This window comes from Nonomuraea sp. NPDC003754, assembly GCF_053605785.1.
The window spans coordinates 186156-206702 of sequence record NZ_JBSGJX010000006.1; the positions used below are offsets into that span (position 1 = coordinate 186156).

Annotated in this window: 13 protein-coding genes and 1 pseudogene; 5 read left to right on the forward strand and 9 right to left on the reverse strand. The window is 72.6% G+C overall.

Annotated features, from left to right (window positions below; all coding sequences use genetic code 11):
- Positions 1-46: 46 nt before the first annotated feature.
- On the reverse strand, positions 47-1129 hold the full coding sequence (locus ACWEVS_RS10270) for a sugar ABC transporter substrate-binding protein (protein ID WP_452550959.1): 1083 nt from the start codon (positions 1127-1129) through the stop codon (positions 47-49).
- Between the two features lie 130 nt (positions 1130-1259).
- Here ACWEVS_RS10270 and ACWEVS_RS10275 point away from each other — a divergent pair, with 130 nt between their 5' ends.
- Positions 1260-2468 carry an ROK family protein gene (locus tag ACWEVS_RS10275; protein WP_449927231.1) on the forward strand — a complete coding sequence of 403 codons (1209 nt, stop codon included), beginning with the start codon at positions 1260-1262 and terminating at the stop codon, positions 2466-2468.
- A gap of 572 nt (positions 2469-3040) precedes the next feature.
- Here the strand turns inward: ACWEVS_RS10275 and ACWEVS_RS10280 are convergent.
- Positions 3041-3760 (reverse strand): TetR/AcrR family transcriptional regulator, encoded by a 720-nt coding sequence (locus ACWEVS_RS10280; RefSeq protein ID WP_452550961.1) that lies wholly within the window; start codon positions 3758-3760, stop codon positions 3041-3043.
- Between the two features lie 123 nt (positions 3761-3883).
- Here ACWEVS_RS10280 and ACWEVS_RS10285 point away from each other — a divergent pair, with 123 nt between their 5' ends.
- Entirely contained in the window at positions 3884-5320 is a 1437-nt protein-coding gene (locus tag ACWEVS_RS10285; RefSeq protein WP_452550962.1) for an MFS transporter, read from the forward strand.
- A 717-nt stretch (positions 5321-6037) separates the two neighbouring features.
- On the opposite strand, the gene ACWEVS_RS10290 is transcribed toward ACWEVS_RS10285, so the two are convergent.
- From ACWEVS_RS10290 to ACWEVS_RS10320, 7 genes and pseudogenes are all read right to left on the reverse strand, one after another.
- Complete coding sequence (locus ACWEVS_RS10290) at positions 6038-7051, reverse strand: aldo/keto reductase (protein ID WP_452550963.1); 1014 nt, start codon at positions 7049-7051, stop codon at positions 6038-6040.
- Between the two features lie 329 nt (positions 7052-7380).
- Positions 7381-8514, reverse strand: coding sequence for a VWA domain-containing protein (locus tag ACWEVS_RS10295; protein WP_449927221.1), 1134 nt, complete (start codon positions 8512-8514; stop codon positions 7381-7383).
- Entirely contained in the window at positions 8507-9712 is a 1206-nt protein-coding gene (locus tag ACWEVS_RS10300) for a DUF5682 family protein (protein ID WP_452551056.1), read from the reverse strand. The genes ACWEVS_RS10295 and ACWEVS_RS10300 overlap by 8 nt, the downstream gene beginning before the upstream one ends.
- Before the next feature lie 60 nt (positions 9713-9772).
- A pseudogene (locus tag ACWEVS_RS10305) lies at positions 9773-11692 on the reverse strand (DUF5682 family protein); the annotation flags it as partial.
- Positions 11689-12756: an AAA family ATPase gene (locus ACWEVS_RS10310; protein ID WP_354907393.1), complete on the reverse strand. Its 1068-nt coding sequence runs from the start codon at positions 12754-12756 to the stop codon at positions 11689-11691. The gene ACWEVS_RS10310 and the pseudogene ACWEVS_RS10305, both read right to left, overlap by 4 nt.
- Positions 12753-14075, reverse strand: a complete 1323-nt coding sequence (locus ACWEVS_RS10315) for a DUF5691 domain-containing protein (protein WP_452413985.1) — start codon at positions 14073-14075, stop codon at positions 12753-12755. The genes ACWEVS_RS10310 and ACWEVS_RS10315 overlap by 4 nt, the downstream gene beginning before the upstream one ends.
- Positions 14072-14974: a hypothetical protein gene (locus tag ACWEVS_RS10320; RefSeq protein WP_449927211.1), complete on the reverse strand. Its 903-nt coding sequence runs from the start codon at positions 14972-14974 to the stop codon at positions 14072-14074. Before ACWEVS_RS10320 ends, ACWEVS_RS10315 begins: the two co-directional genes overlap by 4 nt.
- A 58-nt stretch (positions 14975-15032) precedes the next feature.
- On the opposite strand from ACWEVS_RS10320, the gene ACWEVS_RS10325 reads away from it, so the two are divergent.
- The 3 genes from ACWEVS_RS10325 to ACWEVS_RS10335 all read left to right on the forward strand — a co-directional run bounded on the left by ACWEVS_RS10325 (position 15033) and on the right by ACWEVS_RS10335 (position 20438).
- Entirely contained in the window at positions 15033-18281 is a 3249-nt protein-coding gene (locus ACWEVS_RS10325) for an NACHT N-terminal Helical domain 1-containing protein (protein ID WP_452550965.1), read from the forward strand.
- Between the two features lie 9 nt (positions 18282-18290).
- The gene (locus ACWEVS_RS10330; RefSeq protein WP_452550967.1) at positions 18291-18836 is read left to right on the forward strand and encodes a cupin domain-containing protein; all 546 of its coding nucleotides are present in this window, start codon (positions 18291-18293) and stop codon (positions 18834-18836) included.
- A 69-nt stretch (positions 18837-18905) separates the two neighbouring features.
- Positions 18906-20438, forward strand: a complete 1533-nt coding sequence (locus ACWEVS_RS10335; RefSeq protein ID WP_452550969.1) for an aldehyde dehydrogenase family protein — start codon at positions 18906-18908, stop codon at positions 20436-20438.
- Positions 20439-20547: the final 109 nt, after the last annotated feature.

Below are 20547 nucleotides of genomic sequence, written 5' to 3' on the forward strand. Positions count from 1 at the left end.
CTCCGTGTCGCCGCGCTCCTGACGGTTCGCCGCGACGGTGGTGCGGCTACTGGGTGAGGGCCTTGAACGGGTCGTCGTAGGCCTGGAACGGCTTGGGCGCGGTGGCCAGCGCCTGGTCGGCGTTGTCCTTGACGATCATCTCGATCGGCGCCTTCACGGTGGGCGGCAGCGTCTTGCCCGCCGTGGCGGCCTGGCACGCCTCGACGCCCATCACGCCGATCGCGTACGGGTACTGCGAGACGGTGCCGTTCAGTGTTCCGGCCTTGACCGCCTCGACGGCCTCCTTGTTGCCGTCGACGCTGATGACCTTGACCTTGCCCGTCTTGCCCTCGTTGGCGACGGCGCGCGCGACGCCGAGGCCCATGTCGTCGTTGGCGGCGAAGAAGCCGGCCAGATCCGGGTGCGCCCGCATGATGTCGGTCGCCGCGGTGAGCGCCGCCTGGCGCTCCCAGTTGGCCGCCACGGTCTGGACGACCTTGAGGTTCGGGCCGAGCCCCTGCTGGAAGCCCTCCACCCGAGCGCCGCTCGTGACGTCGCCCGCGATGCCGCCGATGACGGCGACGTTCCCGCCCGAGGGCAGCAGCTTGGTCATCTGCTGCCCCGCCATCTTGCCGGCCTCGACGTTGTCGGTGCCGATGTAGGTGGCGAGCTTGACGTTGGCGCTCTTGGCCGCGGCCGGGTCGACGGGGCTGTCGATGTTGACGATGGGCTTGTTCATCGCCGAGATCTGGGCGAGGCCCTGGATGAGGTTGGTGCCGGTGATCGGGTTGACCACGTAGCAGGAGAAGTCCTGCCCGGCGAGGCCGTTCAGCTTGTCGGCCTGGCCGGTGGTGTCGGTGATGGAGTTGGCCGCCTGGACGGTGACCGTCACGCCGCCCGCGCCGGCCTGGTCGTCGATGCCCTGTTTCATGGCCTGGAAGAACGGGTTGTCGAGACCCTTGATCACCGCGGCGTACTTCTCCTGGGCGGCCTTGTCCTGGGCGATCGATCCGCCGCCCGCGCCCGCCGCCTCCACCTTCGTCCCCGAGCCGGACGGCTGGCCGGAAGCGCACGCTCCCAGCATGAGCGCCTCCAGGGCCACGACCGCGCCTATCGCCACGGCTCGCCGGTTTCTGCTGTTGACGTGCATCGGATGCCCCTTTCAGCGTCGATGGCACGACCGTAAGCCGCCTTCTGAAATCGGACAACCCATCTTTTGACTTTAGAAATCGAAAGTTTCTTGACTTACGTCTAGTTCCAGCCATGGCTACAGTGGTCCAGTGGACATAACCACCGTCGCCGTCCCGCGTTGGGGAGTCAGCGCGGGCGAGATCCTCAGCCTGTTCCGCGGCGCGTCCGACGGCCTCACCAAGACGGACGTGATGCGCAGGACCGGCCTCTCGCGCACCACCGTCAACCAGCGCCTCGACGGGCTGCTCGCCGCCGGGCTGCTGGTCCCCGCGCCCGAGGACGCGCGCACCCGCGGCCGGCCCGCGGGCCAGTTCGTCGTCAACCACGACCGCGGGGTGCTGCTGGTGGCCGACATCGGCGCCACCGGGCTGCGCACCGCGCTGTGCGACCTGGGCGGGCGGGTCCGGGCCGAGCGCGAGGCCCGCGCCGACGTGACGGCGGGCCCGCAGACCATCCTCGGCATCGTCGACGAGCTGTTCACCGAGATCCTCGAGGAAGGACGGCACCAGCCGAGCTCGGTGCTCGGCATCGGCATCGACGTGCCCGGCCCCGTCGACTTCGCCACCGGGCGCGTGGTCAGCCCGCCGATCATGACCGGGTGGGACCGCTTCGACATCCCCGGATGGTTCGCCACCCGCTACGCCTGCCCCGTCCTGGTCGACAAGGACGTCAACGCCATGGCCTTCGGCGAGCAGCGCCTGCGCCACCCGGACGTCCCCCACCTGCTCATGGTCAAGGTGGGCACCGGAGTCGGCACCGGCCTCGTCGCGGGCGGCCAGGTGCACCGCGGCGCCGACGGCGCGGCCGGCGACGTCGGCCACACCCAGGTCACCGTCGACGACACCACCGAGCCCCCGCTCTGCCGGTGCGGGAACGCCGGCTGCGTGGAGGCCTACGCCGGAGGATGGGCCCTGGTACGCGACCTCCAGGCGGCCGGGCGCGAGGTGGACACCGTCGACGACGCCGTCCGCCTCATCCGCGGCGGCGACCTCGTCGCGGTACGGCTCGCCCGGCGCGCGGCCCGCATCCTCGGCGGCGCCATCGCCGACACCGTCAACCTGTTCAACCCGCGCGTCATCGCGATCGGCGGCCAGCTCGCCCACACCGACGAACTGCTCTTCGCCGGGATCCGCGAGATCGTCTACCGGCGCTCGCTGCCGCTGGCCACCCGCAACCTGCAGATCGTCCGCAGCGAGCTGGACCCGCACGCGGGGATCCTCGGGCTGGCGCAACTGCTGGTGGACGGCATCTACGCGCCGCAGCGCGTGCAGGAACTGGTCGACGGGGCGGCGCCGTAGCCGCACCGACACGCACGGCACCGCCCAGACACCCACACCGACACACACCGCCGGGACACCCACACGGGCACGCGCGGCACCGCCGGACACGCACGTAAGCATGCGCCGCCGATACCCGCCGGGACACCCACGCCGGCACGCGCCACACCGCCCAGACACCCACGCCGGCACACGCGGCACCGCTGGACACGCACGCCCGCCCCGCCGCCGATCCGCGCACCCCGCCGAGACACCACACCGGTGTACACCGCACCGCCGGGACGCCTGACCCGCCGAGACGTCGGCAGCACCACACGGCTGGGACACCCGTGCCGGTAGGCGCCGCATCGCCGCGACATCCACGCCGGCACGCACCGCCGGGACACCGCACCGCCGGGACACGCACGTCCCGCATGCGCCGCACCGCCGCCGATCCGACGCGACACCCACACCGGTACGCGCCGCACCGCCGGGACACGCACGTCCCGCATGCGCGGCACCGCCGCCGAGGCCGGCCGAACCCTCCGGAGGAGAGCGCCCGGCCCCACCTGGGCGCGGGCGCCCCGCCTCGTGGGAGGCGCCGGGTAGGTATGTCAGTCGGAACGGACGTGCGCCGCGAGCCCCGCGATCAGCAGGTCCAGCCCGAGCTCGAACCGCTCCTCCCCGCTCGGCCGCACCATCTCCGCCGCGTACCGGGTCAGATACGGGAACCGCTCCGGGGGCAGGTTGCGGAGGTAGTCCTCCATCTGCGCGAACATGTCGGTCACGAAGGTCTCGACGTCCATCCCGCTGGACCGCTGCTGGGAGGTGTACAGCGATCCCTCGTAGGCGTCGGCCGCGACGAGCATCCCGAGCCGGTCGACCGCGATGGCGGCCAGCCGGGGCGGCACCCCGCCCTCGATCATGATGGCCAGCATGCCCTCGCCCAGGCGCATGGAGTTCGCCCCCATCGGCACGTTGGCCAGCGACACTCTCCCGATGTCGCCATGGGAGTTGAGCACGTGGTGCATGGTGAGCACGGTCTCGCGTAGTTGCTCGGCCCAGCGTTCCGGTTCGGGGGCCGGCACCTCGATCTCGGCCAGTACCCGCTCGTAGATCAGTTCCAGCAGTTCCTCCTTGTTGGCGACGTGCGCGTAGAGGGAGGCCGGTCCGGTGTCGAGTTCCTGGGCGACCTTGCGCATGCTCAGCGCGTCGAGGCCTTCACGGCCCACGATGCGCTGCCCCGTCTCCACGATGAGGTCCTGGGTGAGCTGCGGCTTCACCGGCTTGGGGGTACGTGTCTTCCGCCACGGAGGCGCGGGCAGTGGCTCCATGACGAACAATGTACTTGACACGAACGGCGTTCGTACATAGAACAGTGTCCGCCAACGAACGCCGTTCGTCCTTAGGAACGGGGTTCGAATACAGAAAATCGTTTCCCCCCCAAGGAGCCCCCCATGACGACGACCACCTCCGCCACGGCGGACACCGTGGCCTACCGGTGGCGCTGGCCCGCCCTTTTCGTGATCCTCGCCGCCGAGATCATGGACCTGATCGACGCGCTCATCACCCAGATCGCCGCCCCGACCATCCAGAAGGAGCTCGGCGGCTCGGCCAGCCTCATCCAATGGCTGATCTCCGGCTACACCCTCGCCATGGCGGTCGGGCTGATCACCGGTGGCCGGCTCGGCGACCTCTACGGCCGCAAGCGCATGTTCGTGATCGGCGCCCTCGGCTTCACCGCCGCCTCCCTGCTGTGCGGCGTGTCCGTCAGCCCCGAGATGCTGATCGCCGCCCGCGTGCTGCAAGGACTGTTCGGCTCGGTGATGATCCCCCAGGGCCTCGGCCTGATCAAGGAGATGTTCCCGCCCGAGGAGATCGGCAAGGCGTTCGGCATGTTCGGCCCTGTGATGACCATCTCCTCCGTCGGCGGCCCCGTGCTGGCCGGCTGGCTGGTCGACGCCGACCTGTTCGGCACGAGCTGGCGCATGATCTTCCTGATCAACCTGCCGATCGGCGTCACCGCCGTGCTCGCCGCGCTGAAGTTCCTGCCGGAGTTCCGCATGTCCAACGCCACCAGGCTCGACCTGGTCGGCATGCTGATCGTCTCCGCCGCCGCCTTCCTGCTGATCTTCCCGCTGATCCAGGGACAGGAGCAGGACTGGCCCGCCTGGACGTTCGTCTCGATGGCCGGCTCGATCGTGATGTTCGCGATCTTCGGCGCCTACGAGTCGCGCCGCCAGCGTACGGGCAAGGACCCGCTGGTCACCCCCAGCCTGTTCCGCAAGCGCGCCTTCACCGGCGGCCTCGTCGCGGGCCTGTCGTTCTTCACCGGCATGATCGGACTGTCCCTGGTCTTCATGCTGTACGTCCAGGAGGGCCTGCACTTCACCCCGTTCCAGGCCGGCCTGGCCAGCCTTCCGCAGGCGATCGGCGGCATCGCGGGCTTCGGCATCGCGATGGCCCTGGTCGCCAAGCTCGGCCGTACGCTCCTGCAGATCGGCACCGCCGTCATGGCGACCGGCGCGGGCGTGCTCGGCCTCACCATCCACCTCGCGGGACTCGACGTCAGCGCCTGGCAGCTGGCTCCCGGCCTCGCGCTGGTCGGCATCGGTATGGGCTTGACCATGGCCCCGTTCTTCGACATCGTGCTGGCGGGCGTCGAGCCGCACGAGTCCGGCTCGGCCTCCGGCACGCTGACCGCCATCCAGCAGCTCGGTAGCGCGCTCGGCGCCGCCGTGCTCGGCACGCTGTTCTTCAACCTGCTCAAGAGCCAGTGGAGCTTCGGCGACGCGATGCAGGTGACGGTGTGGGTGGAGATCGGGTTGCTGCTCGTGACCTGCGCGCTCTCCTTCCTCCTGCCCCGCCACGCTCGCGAGGAGTCCATGCACTGATCTCCGCCACGGCAGGCGCCCCGGTCACCTCACTCATGACCGGGGCTTCGCCGTTCCACCCCTTCTTCCGGTACGGCGAAGCGGACCGCGTACGGCGGCCTCGCCCCAAAGCAAGCCCGCCGGAACAGCGAGCCCCCAGACCGCCTCGCCCAAAGCTGACGGAAGAGCGGCACCGCCCGCCTCACCCCGAAGAAACCCAACGGAACAGCGGCACCGGCCGCAGGCAAAGAAGACCCACCGGGAACAGCGGAACCACCGCCTCGCCCGGAAGACACCCCACGGAACGGCGGGCGACACCGCCGGCCTCGTCCCGAAGAAGCCCGGCAGAACGACGACGCCGAACCACCGGCTCACCCAAGACACATCCGACGGAACGGCGACACCGCCCGCCTCACCCCAAAGAAGCCCGATAGAACGGCGACACCGCCCGCATACGAGGGCCTCGTCCGGAGGGCTCGTGGCCCGAATGCCGGGCCGGACCTCGTCGACCGGCGGCGGCCACCCCGAGGAACGCCCCCTCGGGGTGAAGCGCCAGGACGCATGACCGGCAGGAGGCGCCGCCCCCTGATGCCTCTCCCGAGGCCCTCTTCGGCAGCTAACGACGGCGTGGACGAGACAGCCCCGCGCGGCGCGAGACACCTCGGTCGCGCATCCACCGGCATCCGCCGAAATCCACCGGAGCCCCCGGCATCCGCCCGGGAGCTTCCGGGCGTCTGGTCAGCGGCCGTCGACCCGCTGGGAGGACTCCCCGAACACCCAGGCGGAGGTCTGCGCGATGAAGTCGTGCGGGAACCCGGCGACGAAACCGGTGGCCTCCTCCAGCCGCCGCATCGCGGTGTCCGGCAGCTCGCAGTCGAGCGCGGCGAGATTGTCGGCCAGCTGGGCCGCGGTGCGTGCCCCGACGATGGGGTGGACGGCACGCGACCGGGCCCGCGTCCAGGCGATGGCCACCTGCGCGCTGGTGACATCCAGTTCCTCGGCCACCTCCTGCACCACGTTGGCGACGGCCAGGTCCTGCGCGCTGATCGACTCGGCCTTGATGCGGGTGCCCGGCCCCGCCGTACCCTGGGCGAACTTGCCCGACAGCACCCCGCCCGCCAGCGGGCTCCAGGCGGCCACCGTCATCCCGTACGCCTCGGCCATGGGCAGCAGTTCCCGCTCGATGTCGCGGTTGAGCAGGCTGTAGGGGACCTGCAGCCCCGCGAAAGGGGTCCAGCCGCGCCATTCGGCCAGCGTGTTCGCCCGGGAGACGATCCACGCGGGCGCGTCGGAGATGCCGACGTACAGCACCTTCCCGGCGCGGACCGCGTCGTCGAGGGCGCGCATGGTCTCCTCGACCGGTGTGTGCCTGTCCCACAGGTGCACCCAGTAGATGTCGAGGTAGTCGGTGCGCAGCCGGCGCAGGCTGGTCTCCAGGGAGGCGGTGAGGTTCTTGCGGTGGTTGCCCGCCGCGTTGGGGTCGGCGCCGTCGCGGGAGACGGTGTACTTGCTGGCCAGCACGAACGAGTCCCTGCGGCCGTCGAGCAGTTCGCCGAGGATCTCCTCGCTGGCCCCGCCGCGGTAGTTGATCGCCGTGTCGAGCACGTTGCCGCCCGCCTCGGCGTAGATGTCCAGCATCTTGCGGCATTCCTCGACCGGTGCGCCCACCCCGCCCTGCTCCCCGAACGTCATCGCGCCCAAGAACAGTTCCGAGACCCGCAGGCCGGTCGATCCGAACAGCCGGTAACGCATGATCAGTCCTTTCCATGGCAGGGGCGTCGACGCGCTCCCTGTCGATCATCAGCGTTCGCCCCGACTCCGTCCCTGATCCTCGCCGCGGCGATGCCACGTCCTTCGCAGTGCCTGGCGAGCCGGAGGGAGGCCCACGGGCTCTGGACGCCCGCCGCGGCGCCAGGACGGGCACCGCATTGCCTTCCACATCATTGTGATCTTTACGGCGAGGACTGTAAACGATCGCGAGCACCACCGGACGACCGGACCCGAACGGCCCGCCCGTCAAGCCCCGGAGGCCCCGGCCGTCAGGGCGGGGCCGTCAGGGCCAGGCCGTCAGGGCCGGGCCGTCAGGGAAGGTGGCGTTCCTTCCACTGGGTGAGGTCCTGCCGCTGGATCGCGGCCGCCATGAGGTCGGGGAAGGCGTCGGGGGTGCAGGCGAACGCCGGGACCCCCAGCGCCGCCAGCGCCGCCGCGTTGTCGTGGTCGTAGAACGGCGCGCCCTCGTCCGACAGCGCCAGCAGGACGATCACCTGCACCCCGGCTCGCGTCATCGCCGCGACCCTGCGCAGCATCTCCTGGCGCACGCCACCCTCGAACAGGTCGCTGACCAGGATGAAGATGGAGTCAGCCGGCCTGGTGACCAACTCCTGACCGTAGGCGAGGGCCCTGTTGATGTCCGTGCCGCCGCCGAGCTGCGTGCCGAACAGCACCTCCACCGGATCGTGCAGCTGGTCGGTGAGGTCGACCACCGCCGTGTCGAACACCACCAGCGACGTCTTCAGCGACCGCATCGACGCCAGGACCGCCCCGAACACCCCCGAATACACCACCGAGGACGCCATCGACCCGCTCTGGTCGACGCACAGCACCACCTCACGCCGCACGGCGCTCTGCTGCCGGGCGTAGCCGACCAGCTTGGACGGCACGACGGTGCGCCGGTCGGGAAGGTAGTGCCGCAGGTTCGCCCTGATCGTGCGGTCCCAGTCGATGTCGGCGGCGTTGCGTGGCCGGTGGGTCCTGGCCGTCCGGTCGAGGGCGCCCGCGATCGCCGACCTGGTGCGTTCGGTCAGCCTGCGTTGCAGCTCGCCCACCACCCGCCGGACGACCGCGCGTGCCGACTCTCGCGACTCGTCTGGCATGACCCTGTTGAGTGCGAGAAGGGTGCCGACGAGATGGACGTCCGGTTCGACGGCGTCGAGCATCTCCGGTTCGAGCAGCAGCCGGGTGAGGTTCAGCCGTGTGATGGCGTCCCGCTGCATGACCTGCACGACCGTGGAAGGGAAGCAGGACCTGATGTCGCCCAGCCAGCGCGCCACCCGCGGCGCCGACGCGCCGAGCCCGCCGGCCCGGTCCGGCTCGCTCTCGTAGACGGCGGCGAGCGCCTCGTCCATCCGGGCGTCGGCGCCGCGCGGCACGACCCCCGTGCCGTCGGCGTCACCGCCGCCCAGCACCAGCCGCCACCTGCGCAGCCGCTCATCCACGTGCCACCCCCAGGATCATCTGCACGGTGCGTACGGCAGGCGCCGCCCGGCCCTCGTCCACCTCGACCGGACGGCCGGCCGTACCGGCGCCCGCGGCCTGCACCCGCTCCCCGATCGCGCGCCGCTCCGGAGCCTCGAAGGCGGCGAAGGTACGGCGCAGCAGCGGCAGCACCTCGGTGAACTGGTCGCCGGTCAGGCCCGTCAGCCAGCCGTCGACGAGGGCAAGCAGGCGAGGGTCGTGGACGAGCATGAGCGCGCCGCCGGCCAGGAAGCCCTCGACCCACGCGGCGGACCTGGCGGGAGGGTTGCCGTGGGACATCGCCCTGGACATGCGGTCGCTCGCGTCGTTGAGGGCGAGCTGTCCGGCGTCGAGGAGGAGGCGGGTGAGACGGCCCTCGATGAGGCCGTGCGGCTCGGAGCGGTCGCACACGGCGTGCAACGTCGCCAGCCATCGGGTCTTCGGCGACGCCTTGGGGGATGCGCCGCCACCCGGCAGGTCGGACGAAGATCGGTCGGAGGTGGCCGGTTCATTCGCGAATCCCCCGGTCGAGGGCCGATCGGGTGAGGATCGGTCTGGTGAGGATCGGCCAGGTGAGGGCCGGTCAGACTCGAGATGCTCGCCTGCGGATCGATCGGGTGAGGGCCGGTCAGATGAGAGCCGGTCAGACCGGAAATGCTCGTCTGCGGATCGGTCGGATGAGAGCCGGTCAGGTGAGGGCCTGTCAGACCCGAAATGCTCGCGTGCGGATCGCTCGGGCACCGGTGAACCGGATGAAGGCGACACCGACGCCGGCCGATCTGAAACCGGCTGTTCTCGGCCGGGCAGGGCAGCTGCGGGCTCGACAGGGGTGGGTCTGTCGTCGAACGCCCCGCGGGGGGCAGGTCGAGCTCCGCCGGGCAGGGCAGCCGAGGGTTCGGGAGGGGTGAGCCTGTCGTCGAGCGCCCGATGGGGGGCAGGTCGGGTGCCGCGGGGTTGCTCATCGGCGGGTCCTGCAGGCACGGCTGTCTCGGGAGCAGGTGCGGCAGCGGTCGGGCGGGCGGGGGTCGTGGAGGGGGCGAGGGTTGGGTCCGGAGCGCTGGAGGGATCGAGGGCCGTGGAGGGGGCGAGGGTTGGGTCGGGGGGCCTGGAGGGGTCGGGGGCCTTGGAGAACCCGGGGACCGTGGAGAACCCCGGGGTCGCGGAGGGCGGCGGGGTCATGGAAGGGCCGGAGGCCGGGGCGGAGGAGGCCGGGGAGGGGGCGGAGGCCGGGGAGGGGGCGGAGGTCGGGGAGGGGGCGGGGGTGAGGAGGGTGGCGGCGGTGTGGACGGCGTCGATGTGGGTGACCAGGGCCGCCGCCGACTCGTCGCTCAGTCCCGTCACCGCCGCCGGCAGTCCCGCGCAGATCCGGTCCAGCATCGACTCGGCCACCGCCGCCAGCCCAGCCGCCGAGGTTCCGCGCACGTCGCCGTACCGGTGGGCGCGGGCCATCGCGGGCAGGGCGGCCATGAGGTGGGTGAGGTCGGCGTCCAGCGCCGCCTTCGCCGACAGTGCCGCCAGCACGTCGGGCAGCGCCTCCCGCAGGTCCGCCAGCAGGCACCGCTCCACCAGCAGCGTCAGTCCGGCCAACCCGGCCGGATCCGCCTGTCCGGTCAGCCCCGCCCTCCCGCCCGGAGAGACCCGTCCACCCGGAGACGCCGGCCCTGCCGGAGAGACCCGTCCACCCGGAGACGCCGATCCACCCGGAGAGACCCGTCCACCCGGAGAGACGCCTCCCGGAGACGCCGGACCGGCCGCGCGCGGCGGGATTGTCACGGTTGCGGAACCATCCAGCCCCGCACCGTCCCGTCCCCCGTCGCCCGCCGCGGCGGCGAGGTCGCGGGCGTGGCGGGTGGCGGCCGACTCCACGCTGGTGCCGAGCGCGGCCGCCTCGATGAGCGTCAGGTCGAACTCCGGGCGCCAGGCCAGTCGCCACACCTCTCTGAACGTCCCCTTCCCCCGTGTCTCGGCCGGTCGGCCCCACTCCACGCCGAGCAGCCGCAGCCGGTGCAGGAGGTGGCTGCGCGCGAGGTCGAGCGGCCTGCGCAGGTCGAGGTCGAGCTCCCGCTCCCCCGGCTCGGCCTTGAGCCGCACCTTCCTGCGCTGTTCGCGCAGGTCGCGCTGGAGCGGCACCATCGGGGTGCGCTCGCTCACCGTCCCGAGGCGGTCGCTGACCACCATGCGTCGCTGGACCAGCTCGACCAGGAGTTCGTCGCCGTCGCACAGCACGGCCCGCACCGCGTCCGTCACCTCGCCGAGCCCGGCGAGCGGCCGGCCGCGCAGCGCGGCGAGCCCTTCGGCCAGCCGTACCGCCTCGATGACGTGGGCGGAGGAGACGGTCCTGCCCTCTTCGCGCAGGACGTCCGCCGCGGCGGTGAGCCAGCGTTCGACGGGCCGGTCGGGGACGGTGAACAGGTGGTGGTACCAGCCGGGCGAGGTGATGCCCGCGCCGTAGCCGCTCCACGAGGCGAGCCTGCCGTACGTCCACGGGACCCAGGTCAGTTCGGCCTTCACCTTCGGCAGCCCGCGCAGCAGCGCGTTGTCGGCGGTCGCGGACGGCAGCCGGCCGGTCAGGGCGGGGACGTGCCAGGCGCCGCAGACGACCGCGACGCGCTCGAAGCCCTCCTTGATCGCCGCGCGCAGGGATCGGCGCATGTGGGCCTCGCGGCGGGCCTCCCGCTCGCCGGGCCGGTGTCCCTCGCGGACGGCGGTCATGGCCTCGGCGATCGCTTGGAAGGGCGTGTCGCCGCGATGCTCGACGGCGTCCTCCCACCAGCGTTCGGGATCGTCGTAGCCGGCGGCGGCGGCCAGCTCGCCGAGCGGGTCGGTGTGCGCGTCGGTGCCGGGCGCGGCCAGGGTGTGGGCGGCCGGCAGGTCGATGAAGCGGACCGGGATCCCGGCCGCCGTGCCGTACAGGATGGCCTGCCATTCGGGGGAGAACACCGCGAAGGGCCAGAAGACGGCCCTGTCGCCCGCGTGCGCGAGCAGCGCCACGGGCGGCTCCATCTCGGGCGCCAGGGAGACCAGGGAGTCGGCCTCCGGCGGGCCCTCGATGAGGATCGCATCGGGCTCGAGCCTGCGCAGCTCCTCTCGTACGGCACGCGCCGAGCCGGGGCCGTGGTGGCGGATCCCGAGCACCGAGACGGTCGCGGAGACGGTCACGGCACCTCCCGGCAGGCGCGGTAGAAGTCTCGCCAGTCGTCGCGTTCGCGGACCACGGTCTCGAGGTATTCGCGCCACACCACCTGGTCGGACACCGGCTCGCGCACGACCGCGCCGACGATGCCCGCCGCCACGTCGGCGGCGCGCACGACGCCGTCGCCGAAGTGGGCGGCCAGCGCGATGCCGCTGGTCAGCACCGAGATGGCCTCGGCGGTGGACAGGGTGCCGCTGGGCGACTTGAGCTTGGTGCGCCCGTCGTGGGTGACGCCTTCGCGCAGCTCGCGGAAGATGGTCACGACCCGGCGGATCTCGGTGAGGTCGGCGGCGGTCTCCGGGAGTTCGAGCGAGCGGCCGAGCTCGGCGACGCGGCGGGTGACGATGGCGACCTCCTCCTCCGCGCTGGCGGGCACGGGCAGGACGACGGTGTTGAAGCGCCGCCGCAGCGCGCTGGACAGCTCGTTGACGCCCCGGTCGCGGTCGTTGGCGGTGGCGATGAGGTTGAAGCCGCGCCTGGCCTGGATCTCCTGGTTGAGCTCGGGAATGGGCAGCGTCTTCTCCGACAGCACGGTGATCAGCGCGTCCTGGACGTCGGACGGCATCCGGGTGAGCTCCTCGACCCTGGCGATCCTGCCCTCGGCCATCGCTCGCATGATCGGTGAGGGGGTGAGCGCGTCGCGCGAGGGGCCCTCGGCCAGCAGCCTGGCGTAGTTCCAGCCGTAGCGGATCGCCTCTTCGGCGGTGCCGGCCGTGCCCTGCACGAGGAGCGTGGAGTCGCCGCTGATGGCGGCGGCCAGGTGCTCGGACAGCCACGTCTTGGCGGTGCCGGGCACGCCGAGCAGCAGCAGCGCCCGGTCGGTGGCCAGGGTGGCGACGGCGACCTCGACGATGCGGCGCCGGCCGATGTACTTGGGCGTGATGCGGTCGCCGTCGCCCAGCAGGTAGGTGGTGACCGCCCACGGCGACAGCCGCCAGCCGGGCGGCCTGGCCCTGTCGTCCTCCTTGGCCAGCAGCGCCAGCTCCTCGGCGTAGTGGTCTTCGGCGTGCGGTCGCAGAACGGTCGTCACGTGAGCTCCTTCATCATCGCGGCGCGGAATCCCAGCAGGCCGGAGACCTCGCTCAACCCGTCGGCCAGGAAGCGGTCGGCGGGGTCGATCCGCTCGCCTGCCATCCTGGCCAGCTCGTCGAGGTTCCACGGCTGGGTGGCGGCCACCTTTCTGATCTTGGTGAGGACGGCGTGCGTCAGCCCACGCCCCCAGGGCGCCGAGGCGCCGCCCAACACCATGATCATCTGGCCGTCGACGCCGTGCCGCCGCACGAAGTCGGCGGCCACCTCGTCCTGGTCGCCGGGCGGCAGCACGGCCAGCAGGTCGGCCAGCGGATCCCACGCGAACAGCGCCCTGGCCCACACCGGGTCCCGTTGCAGCACGGTGGCCCGCACCCAGCCGGAGCGCACCTCCCGGTCCCACGCGGGGATGGTCATCCTGAGCATCGCCGGGTCCCACATCCGCAGCGGCGCCCTGGAGACGACCTGCTGCAGCCACCAGGCCCGCTCGCCGGTGCCCCGGGGCGGTCTGGCCCTGACGCCGTCGCGCTCCATGCCCGGGTCGCACGCGGCGGGCGGCTCTACGACGATCCTGCCCTCCCGTACGGCCAGGCAGCGGGCGGCGCGCTCGGCCATCCTGGCCGCGAGCCGGGAGCCGGGCAGCCTGGTGAGCAGGTCGGCGGCCTGCTGGCGCACCTCCCTGCGCCGGTCGTCGAGCACGCTCTCGAGGAACGGCTCGTCGGCCATCGACAGCCCCTCGCCCAGCACGGTCAGGAACTCAGCCCGGTCGTCGGGCGTCTCCTTCTCCCACGCCTCCTCCAGCAGCCGCCTGGCCGCCGCGGGATCGCGTGCGCGCAGCTCCCCGAGGTAGGCCATGCGGTCGCCGTGACCGCCGAGCTCCCAGCTCTCGCCCGTCGGCTCGGCCAGCAGGTAGGACCACGCGGGGTTGAGCCCGGCCAGCCACCTGCCGCGCCGTCCCGCCAGGACCCCCAGCGACGGCCTGATCGACCGGTCTCGCGCGCCCTTGTCGAGGAGTTCGGGCAGCAGCCGGGGCGGCACCCTGCGCCCGGTCGCCGCCGCCACGGCCAGCCACTCGGGCAGCAGGCGCGGCTGCTCGCCGGCCAGGATCCTGGCCAGGCGCGCGGCGGCCGCCGCGCCGACCTGTTCCTGGTCCTCCTCGGGCGCGGGCACGGACGCGGGGCCCTCCGGAGGTTCCGGCAGCCGGCCCGCCCTGCGCCGGACCAGCTCGGCGGCGGCGTCGGCCAGCAGGTCGCCGGGGTACGGCCGGCGGTCGGTGCCGACCAGCGCGGCCGACACCAGCTCCTCCCACGCCTCGCTCACAGGATCACCGCCTGCCCCTGCTCGTCCCAGGCGGTCAGCGGCACCAGGCCGCGCGGGGTCCATTCGGCGGCCACGGTCAGCGGCCGGCCGCCCGACACGGCGATCAGCCGCCACGGCGTCTCCAGCCTGGGGTGCAGGCGCAGCCCGCCGAGCCGGCCCGCCGAAGGGACGACGCCCGCCAGGACCAGCGGCCACGACTCGGTCCACGGATCGCCGGCCAGCGCCGCCGCCACCTGCTCGAGCGCCTCCCGCTCGGTCGTGCCGGGCGGGGGCGACGGCGGGCGGGGGCCGTCGTGCCGGGCCGACACCAGCGCCCGCAGCGGGGCGGCGCCCGGGTAGAAGGCCAGGCAGGCGTCGACCACGTCGCCGGTGGCCAGGGAGTCGTCGAGCGCGTGACCCACCGGCGCGAACGTCAGCACCAGCGCCGCCCGCCCCGTGGCCCGGCCCTTCAGCCAGACCCGCCGCGCCACCAGCCGGTCGCGCGTCTCGTCGCGCCTGCCGACCACGTGCCACAGGTCGCGTACGCCCGGCCCGGCCAGCACCTCCTCGCGCGGGATCGGGAAGCCCACCCTGGTGCGGACCGTCCTGGCCAGGTCGCCGGGCAGCTCGCCGGACCTGCGATAGCCGACGGCCAGCAGGTGGAGCAGCGCGTACTCCTCCAGCAGCCGCTCCGGCCAGCCGGCCGCGGCCCTGATCCCGCCAAGCCTCCCCACGGCGCCCGCCACGCCCGGCGCCTGGGCGTCGACCAGCCGCCTGGCCAGCTCCGCCCACTCACGCTCGCCCGCGCCGGCCAGACCGTGGCGCACCTGGTCGGCCAGCCACCGCTCCAGCTCCGACAGCCCGGCCGCCACCCGCGTGTGGCGCGCGCCGGCGGCGGCGTGGCTCGACCGTTCGTTCACCTGCCGCACCCTAGCGACCCCCTCCGACAATTCCGCCACGGATGCGATGATGATCGCCATGTCAGGCGTCGAGTCGGCGGTGATCGCCGCGGGAAAGGCCATCGCGGAGCGGGCGGTGCGCGAGTGGCTGGCCGCCCGTGGCGCCAGGGAGCAGCGCGCCTCGGAGCTGAAGGAGCTCGTGCAGAGCGCGTTCAGGGACCGGATCCTGCGCAGGCGGTTCGACAACCAGGTGGAGGGCATCGCCCTCGCGGTCGAGGACCGGCTGAGGCCGCTGGTCGAGCAGGAGTTCCGCGGCCTGGAGGACCACGACCGCGCCGCGGTGCTGATGGAGGTCGTGGACGGGTTGCGCCGGGCCGACCTGTCCGACGCGGCCGTGCTCGGCGCGGACGGCGACGCCGTACGGCTGGCGGAGCGGGTGCGCGCCGCGCTGCCTCCGCCGAGGCTCGGCGAGGCGCAGGACCGGCTGTACGAGGTGCTGCTGGCCGAGTCGCTGGAGTGCCTGGTCAGGATGATCCAGCAGCTGCCGCAGTTCCTGCCCAGGGCCGCGGCCGAGACCCTGTCCCGGCTGTCGGGCCTGGCCGAGCAGGTGGAGCGGCTGCTGGCGCGCATGCCGGTCCGCACGCTCGAAGCGCCCGAGGGGCGCCAGGACGACGCCGCGTTCGAGCGCCGCTACCTCGACCACGTCAGCCGGGTGCTGGAGCAGGTGGAGCTGTTCGGGGTGCGCGTGGAGAGCTTCCGGCCGCGCACCTCGCTCAGCGTCGCCTACATCAGCCTCAGCGTCTCCACGGCCGAGCCGGGGAAGGCCGCGGCCCCGCCGCCGCTCGCCTCGCTGACCGGACGGCACGAGCCCGACCCCGCGACGCTCCGGATCGAGGCGGCGCTCGGCAGGTCGCGGCTGACGCTGCTGCGCGGGGAGGCGGGTTCGGGCAAGAGCACGCTGCTGCGCTGGCTGGCGGTGACGGCGGCGCGCGGCGCCTTCTCCGGCGAGCTGGCCGGGTGGAACGGCTGCGTCCCGCTGATGGTCAAGCTGCGCAGCCACGCCGACGGCCGCCTGCCCGGCCCGGACGCCGTCCTCGACGACGTCGCCCAGGAGATCGCGGGTCTCGCGCCGCGCGCCTGGGCCGAGCGGGTGCTGCTGTCGGGGCGGGGCCTGCTGCTGGTCGACGGGGTCGACGAGCTGCTGGTACGGCACCGCCCCGCCGTACGGCAGTGGCTGTCGAGGATGCTGGCCGCCTACCCGGGCACCAGGGTCGTGGTGACCTCCAGGCCGGCCGCCGCGGAGGGCAGGTGGCTGGCCGACGAGGGCTTCGCCGCCTGCCAGCTCGAACCGATGACGCCCGGCGACCTGCGGGAGCTGGTCCGGCAGTGGCATCTGGCGATGCGCGACTGCCCGAGCCTGCCGTGCGAGCCCGACGAGCTCGACGGGTACGAGGGCGCGCTGCTGGCCCGTCTGGAGAGCAACGCCCACCTGCGCGTGCTGGCCACCACCCCGCTGCTGGCCGGCATGCTGTGCGCGCTCAACCTGGACCGGCGCAAGCAGCTGCCGCGCAGCCGGATGGGCCTGTACGACGCGGTGCTGGGGATGCTGCTCGAACGCCGTGACGCCGAGCGCGGCATCACCGACGACATCGTGCTCGACCCTGAGCAGAAGGTGTGGATCCTGCGGGACCTGGCCTGGCGGCTGGTGTCGATGGGGCGTTCGGAGCTGTCGAAGGCCACGGCGCTGAAGCGGGTGGGGCAGCGGCTGGGCTCCATGACGCGGATGCCGTACCGGGCCGAGGAGGTGGTCGAGCATCTGCTGCGCAGGAGCGGCGTGCTGCGCGAGCCGGTGCCGGGACGGATCGACTTCGCGCACAAGACGGTCCAGGAGTACCTGGCGGCCGGCCAGCTCGCCGACGACGAGGACGTGGAGGCGGCGGTCGAGCGCGCCCACCTCGACCAGTGGCGCGAGGTCGTGATCATGGCGGCCGGGCACGCGACCGGCCGGCTGCGCCACGAGCTGCTGGCCGGGTTGCTCGACCGGGCGGCGCGCGAGCCCCGGCACGCCAGGCGGCTGCGGCTACTGGTCGCCTCGTGCCTGGAGACCATCCAGGAGATCCCGGTGGAGCTGCGTGACAGGGTCGAGGAGTGCCTGGCCGCGGTGATCCCGCCGCGGAACGAGGACGAGGCGCGGATGCTCGCCGCGGCGGGCGAGGAGATCCTCCGGCGGCTGCCCCTGACCCTGGAGGGCGTGCCGGACGGGGCCGCCGCGATGGCGGTCAGGACGGCGTGGCTGGTCAACGGCCCGGCGTCGCTGGACCTGCTGGCCGCCTACGCGCCCGACGGCCGCGACTGCGTCAACGAGGCCCTCCAGGAAGGCTGGCGGTTCTACGATCCCGAGGAGTACGCGCGCAGGGTACTGGCGCTGGCCCCCCGGTTGTGGCTGGGGGTCATCGGCGATCCGTGGCTGTTGCCCGGCCTGAGACATCTGGACGTGCAGGACAGCCTGCTGATCACGGCGCCGGTCACGGATCTGGGCTTCCTCGACGGCCTGCGGGAGCTGCGGAGCCTGCAGCTCTACGAGCTGGGCACGGCCGAGCTCGACCCGTTGCGCCGGCTGCCGCTGCTGGAGTCCCTCTTCCTCTTCTTCGAGGGCCTGCCGGCCGTCGACTTCGGCGCCTTCCCCGAGCTGGGCTCGCTGCGGGAGCTGTCGCTGTGGGGGACGGTGAGCGCCGACGGCCTCGGATTCCTCGACCGTTTCGCCGGGTTGCGCAAGCTCGGGCTCGAGGTGCCGGACGGCGGCCTGTCGTCGCTGAGCAGAGCGCTGGAGGCCCTGGCGCTCGACTGCCGCGGCCAGGCGTTCGACCCGCGGTCACTGGCCGGGGTCACCGGGCTGACCACCCTGCTGATCGAGGGCGCCGCGGACATCGCCGGCAGCGTGGCCGAGATCGCCGCGCTCTTCCCCGGCCTGCAGCAGCTCGGCCTGACGGGCACCGCGGGACCCGCCGGCCTCGACGCGCTGGAGCGGCTGCCGCTGTCGTGGCTGGAACTGGGCGGCCCCTGGGTCACCGACCTGGACTGGCTCCCGGACGGACCCAGCGACCTCACGGTCCTGCGGCTCATCGGCACCGCCGTGGCCGACCTGAGGCCACTGGCCGGGACGGACCGGCTGACGCTCCTCTACCTCGAACGCTGCGACCAGGTGAAGGACCTCAGCCCGCTCGCGCGGCTGACCGGGCTGGAGACCCTCCACCTGCGCGACATGCCCGACACCCTCGACCTCGCGCCGCTGGCCGGCCTGGACCACCTGACCGTGCACCGGACCTAGACTCGCCCCATGGAGCTGATGATCTATCCGGACGGCCCCGTCACCGAGGTCGCCGACGAGGCGGAGGCGCTGGCCAGCGACCTGGAAGGCCAGCTCGTCCTCGACCGCACCCGCTTCCTGCGCCGCGACGTCAGGGGCGACGCCGTCGCCTTCGTCCAGCGCCCGCCGATCGCCGCGGCGCTCGACCTGCTCCCCCACCCCGAGGGCGGCTGGTACCGGCAGACCTGGAAGAGCGCCGTCACCTTCGAACCCGAGGGCTACGACGGGCCGCGGGCCAGCGCGACCGGCATCTACTTCCTCCTCCAGCCGGGCGAGGAGTCGGTGCCGCACATGGTCAGGTCCGACGAGATCTGGCTGTGGCACCGGGGCGGCCCGCTCGCCCTGACCATCGGCGACGAGCAGGTCCTGCTCGGCCCGGCCGTCGAGGAGGGACAAGTCCCGCAGGCCAGGGTGCCCGCCGGGGTGTGGCAGGCCGCGCGTCCCGCCGGTGACGAGGAGGTGCTGGTGAGCTGCGTCGTCTCCCCCGGATTCGAGTTCGCAGATTTCACCGCCTGAAGGCGGTGTTTCCCGCAAGTCGTGCGGAATGATTGGCTTGCGGCAGGAAGAACCACAAGGAGGTCACCGGTGACCCGTCAGATCGTCTCCGTCGTCGGCGGCAAGGAAGCCGCCGCCACCACCACCTACGACTCGACGAACCCCGCCGACACCGCCCAGGTCGTCGCGCGCGTGGGCCTCGCGGACGCGGCCGCCTTCGCCGCGGCCTGCCGTACCGCCAAGGAGGCGCAGCGGGAGTGGGCGCGCACGCCGGCGCCGGTCCGCGGCAGGGTGATCGCCTCGATCGGCCGGCTGGTCGAGGCGAACGCCGAGGCGCTGGCCAGGCTGGTGACCGAGGAGATCGGCAAGCCGTACGCGGAGTCTCTCGGCGAGGTGCGCGAGATCGTCGACACCTGCGACTTCTTCCTCGGCGAGGGCCGCAGGCTGTACGGCCAGACCGTGCCGTCGGAGATGCCGGACAAGAACCTTTTCACCTTCCGCAACCCCGTCGGTGTGGCCGCGGTGATCACCGCCGGCAACTTCCCGGTGGCGGTGCCGAGCTGGTACCTGGTGCCCGCGCTGCTGTGCGGCAACGCCGTGGTGTGGAAGCCCGCCGAGTACGCCGCGGCGTCGGCGCACGCGATGTACCAGCTGTTCGCCGCCTCGGGCCTGCCCGACGGCGTGCTCAACGTGGTCTTCGCCGACGGCCGGGAGACCTTCGAGGGGCTGGAGACGGCTCTGGACGAAGGCACGGTGCAGAAGGTCGGCTTCACCGGCTCCTCCGAGGTCGGCAGGAAGATCGGCGAGCTGTGCGGCCGTCACCTGCAGTCGCCCTGCCTGGAGCTCGGCGGCAAGAACCCCATGGTGATCATGCCGGACGCCGACCTCGACCTGGCCGTCGAGGGCGCGCTGTTCGCCGGCTTCGGTACGGCGGGCCAGCGCTGCACCAGCCTCGGCACCGCCATCGTGCACGAGTCGGTGCACGACGAGTTCGTCGAGCGCTTCGCCAGGGCGCTGGCGACGGCCGAGATCGGCGACCCGAAGGGCGAGGTGCTCGCCGGGCCGCTGCTGGACGGCAAGTTCGCCGACCGGTTCGAGGAGTTCCTGACCTGGGTGCAGCCGCACCACACGGTGCTCACCCCGCAGGGCAGGATCAGCGCCGCCAACCCGCGCGGCTCCTTCACCGGCGACGGCGGCATCTACTACCACCCGACGATCGTCGACGGGGTCAGGCCGGGCGACCGGCTGTTCATGGAGGAGACCTTCGGCCCGATCGTCGGCGTCACCACCTTCAGCACCCTCGACGAGGCGATCGAGCTGGCCAACCTGCCCGGTTACGGCCTGTCCTCCTCGATCTACACCACCGACCCGCGCAGCGCCTTCCGCTTCCGCGAGGGCATCTCGGCGGGCATGGTCAGCGTCAACAACTCCACCAGCGGCGCCGAGGCGCACCTGCCGTTCGGCGGCAACGGCAAGTCCGGCAACGGCAGCCGCCAGTCCGGGATGTGGGTGCTCGACCAGTTCACCCGCTGGCAGGCGATGAACTGGGACCACTCGGGACGGCTGCAGAAGGCCCAGATGGACGTCGCCGAGATCACCCCGGACCTGGAGTTCCGTATCTGAGTTGATCTGGGTCGAAGCTGCGTCAACCCGGGTGTGGAAAAACCACATCCGCTCCTCCGCAGGTCGGTGCCGGGCTGTGTCACGATGACGACGCCTGCGATTACGGGGA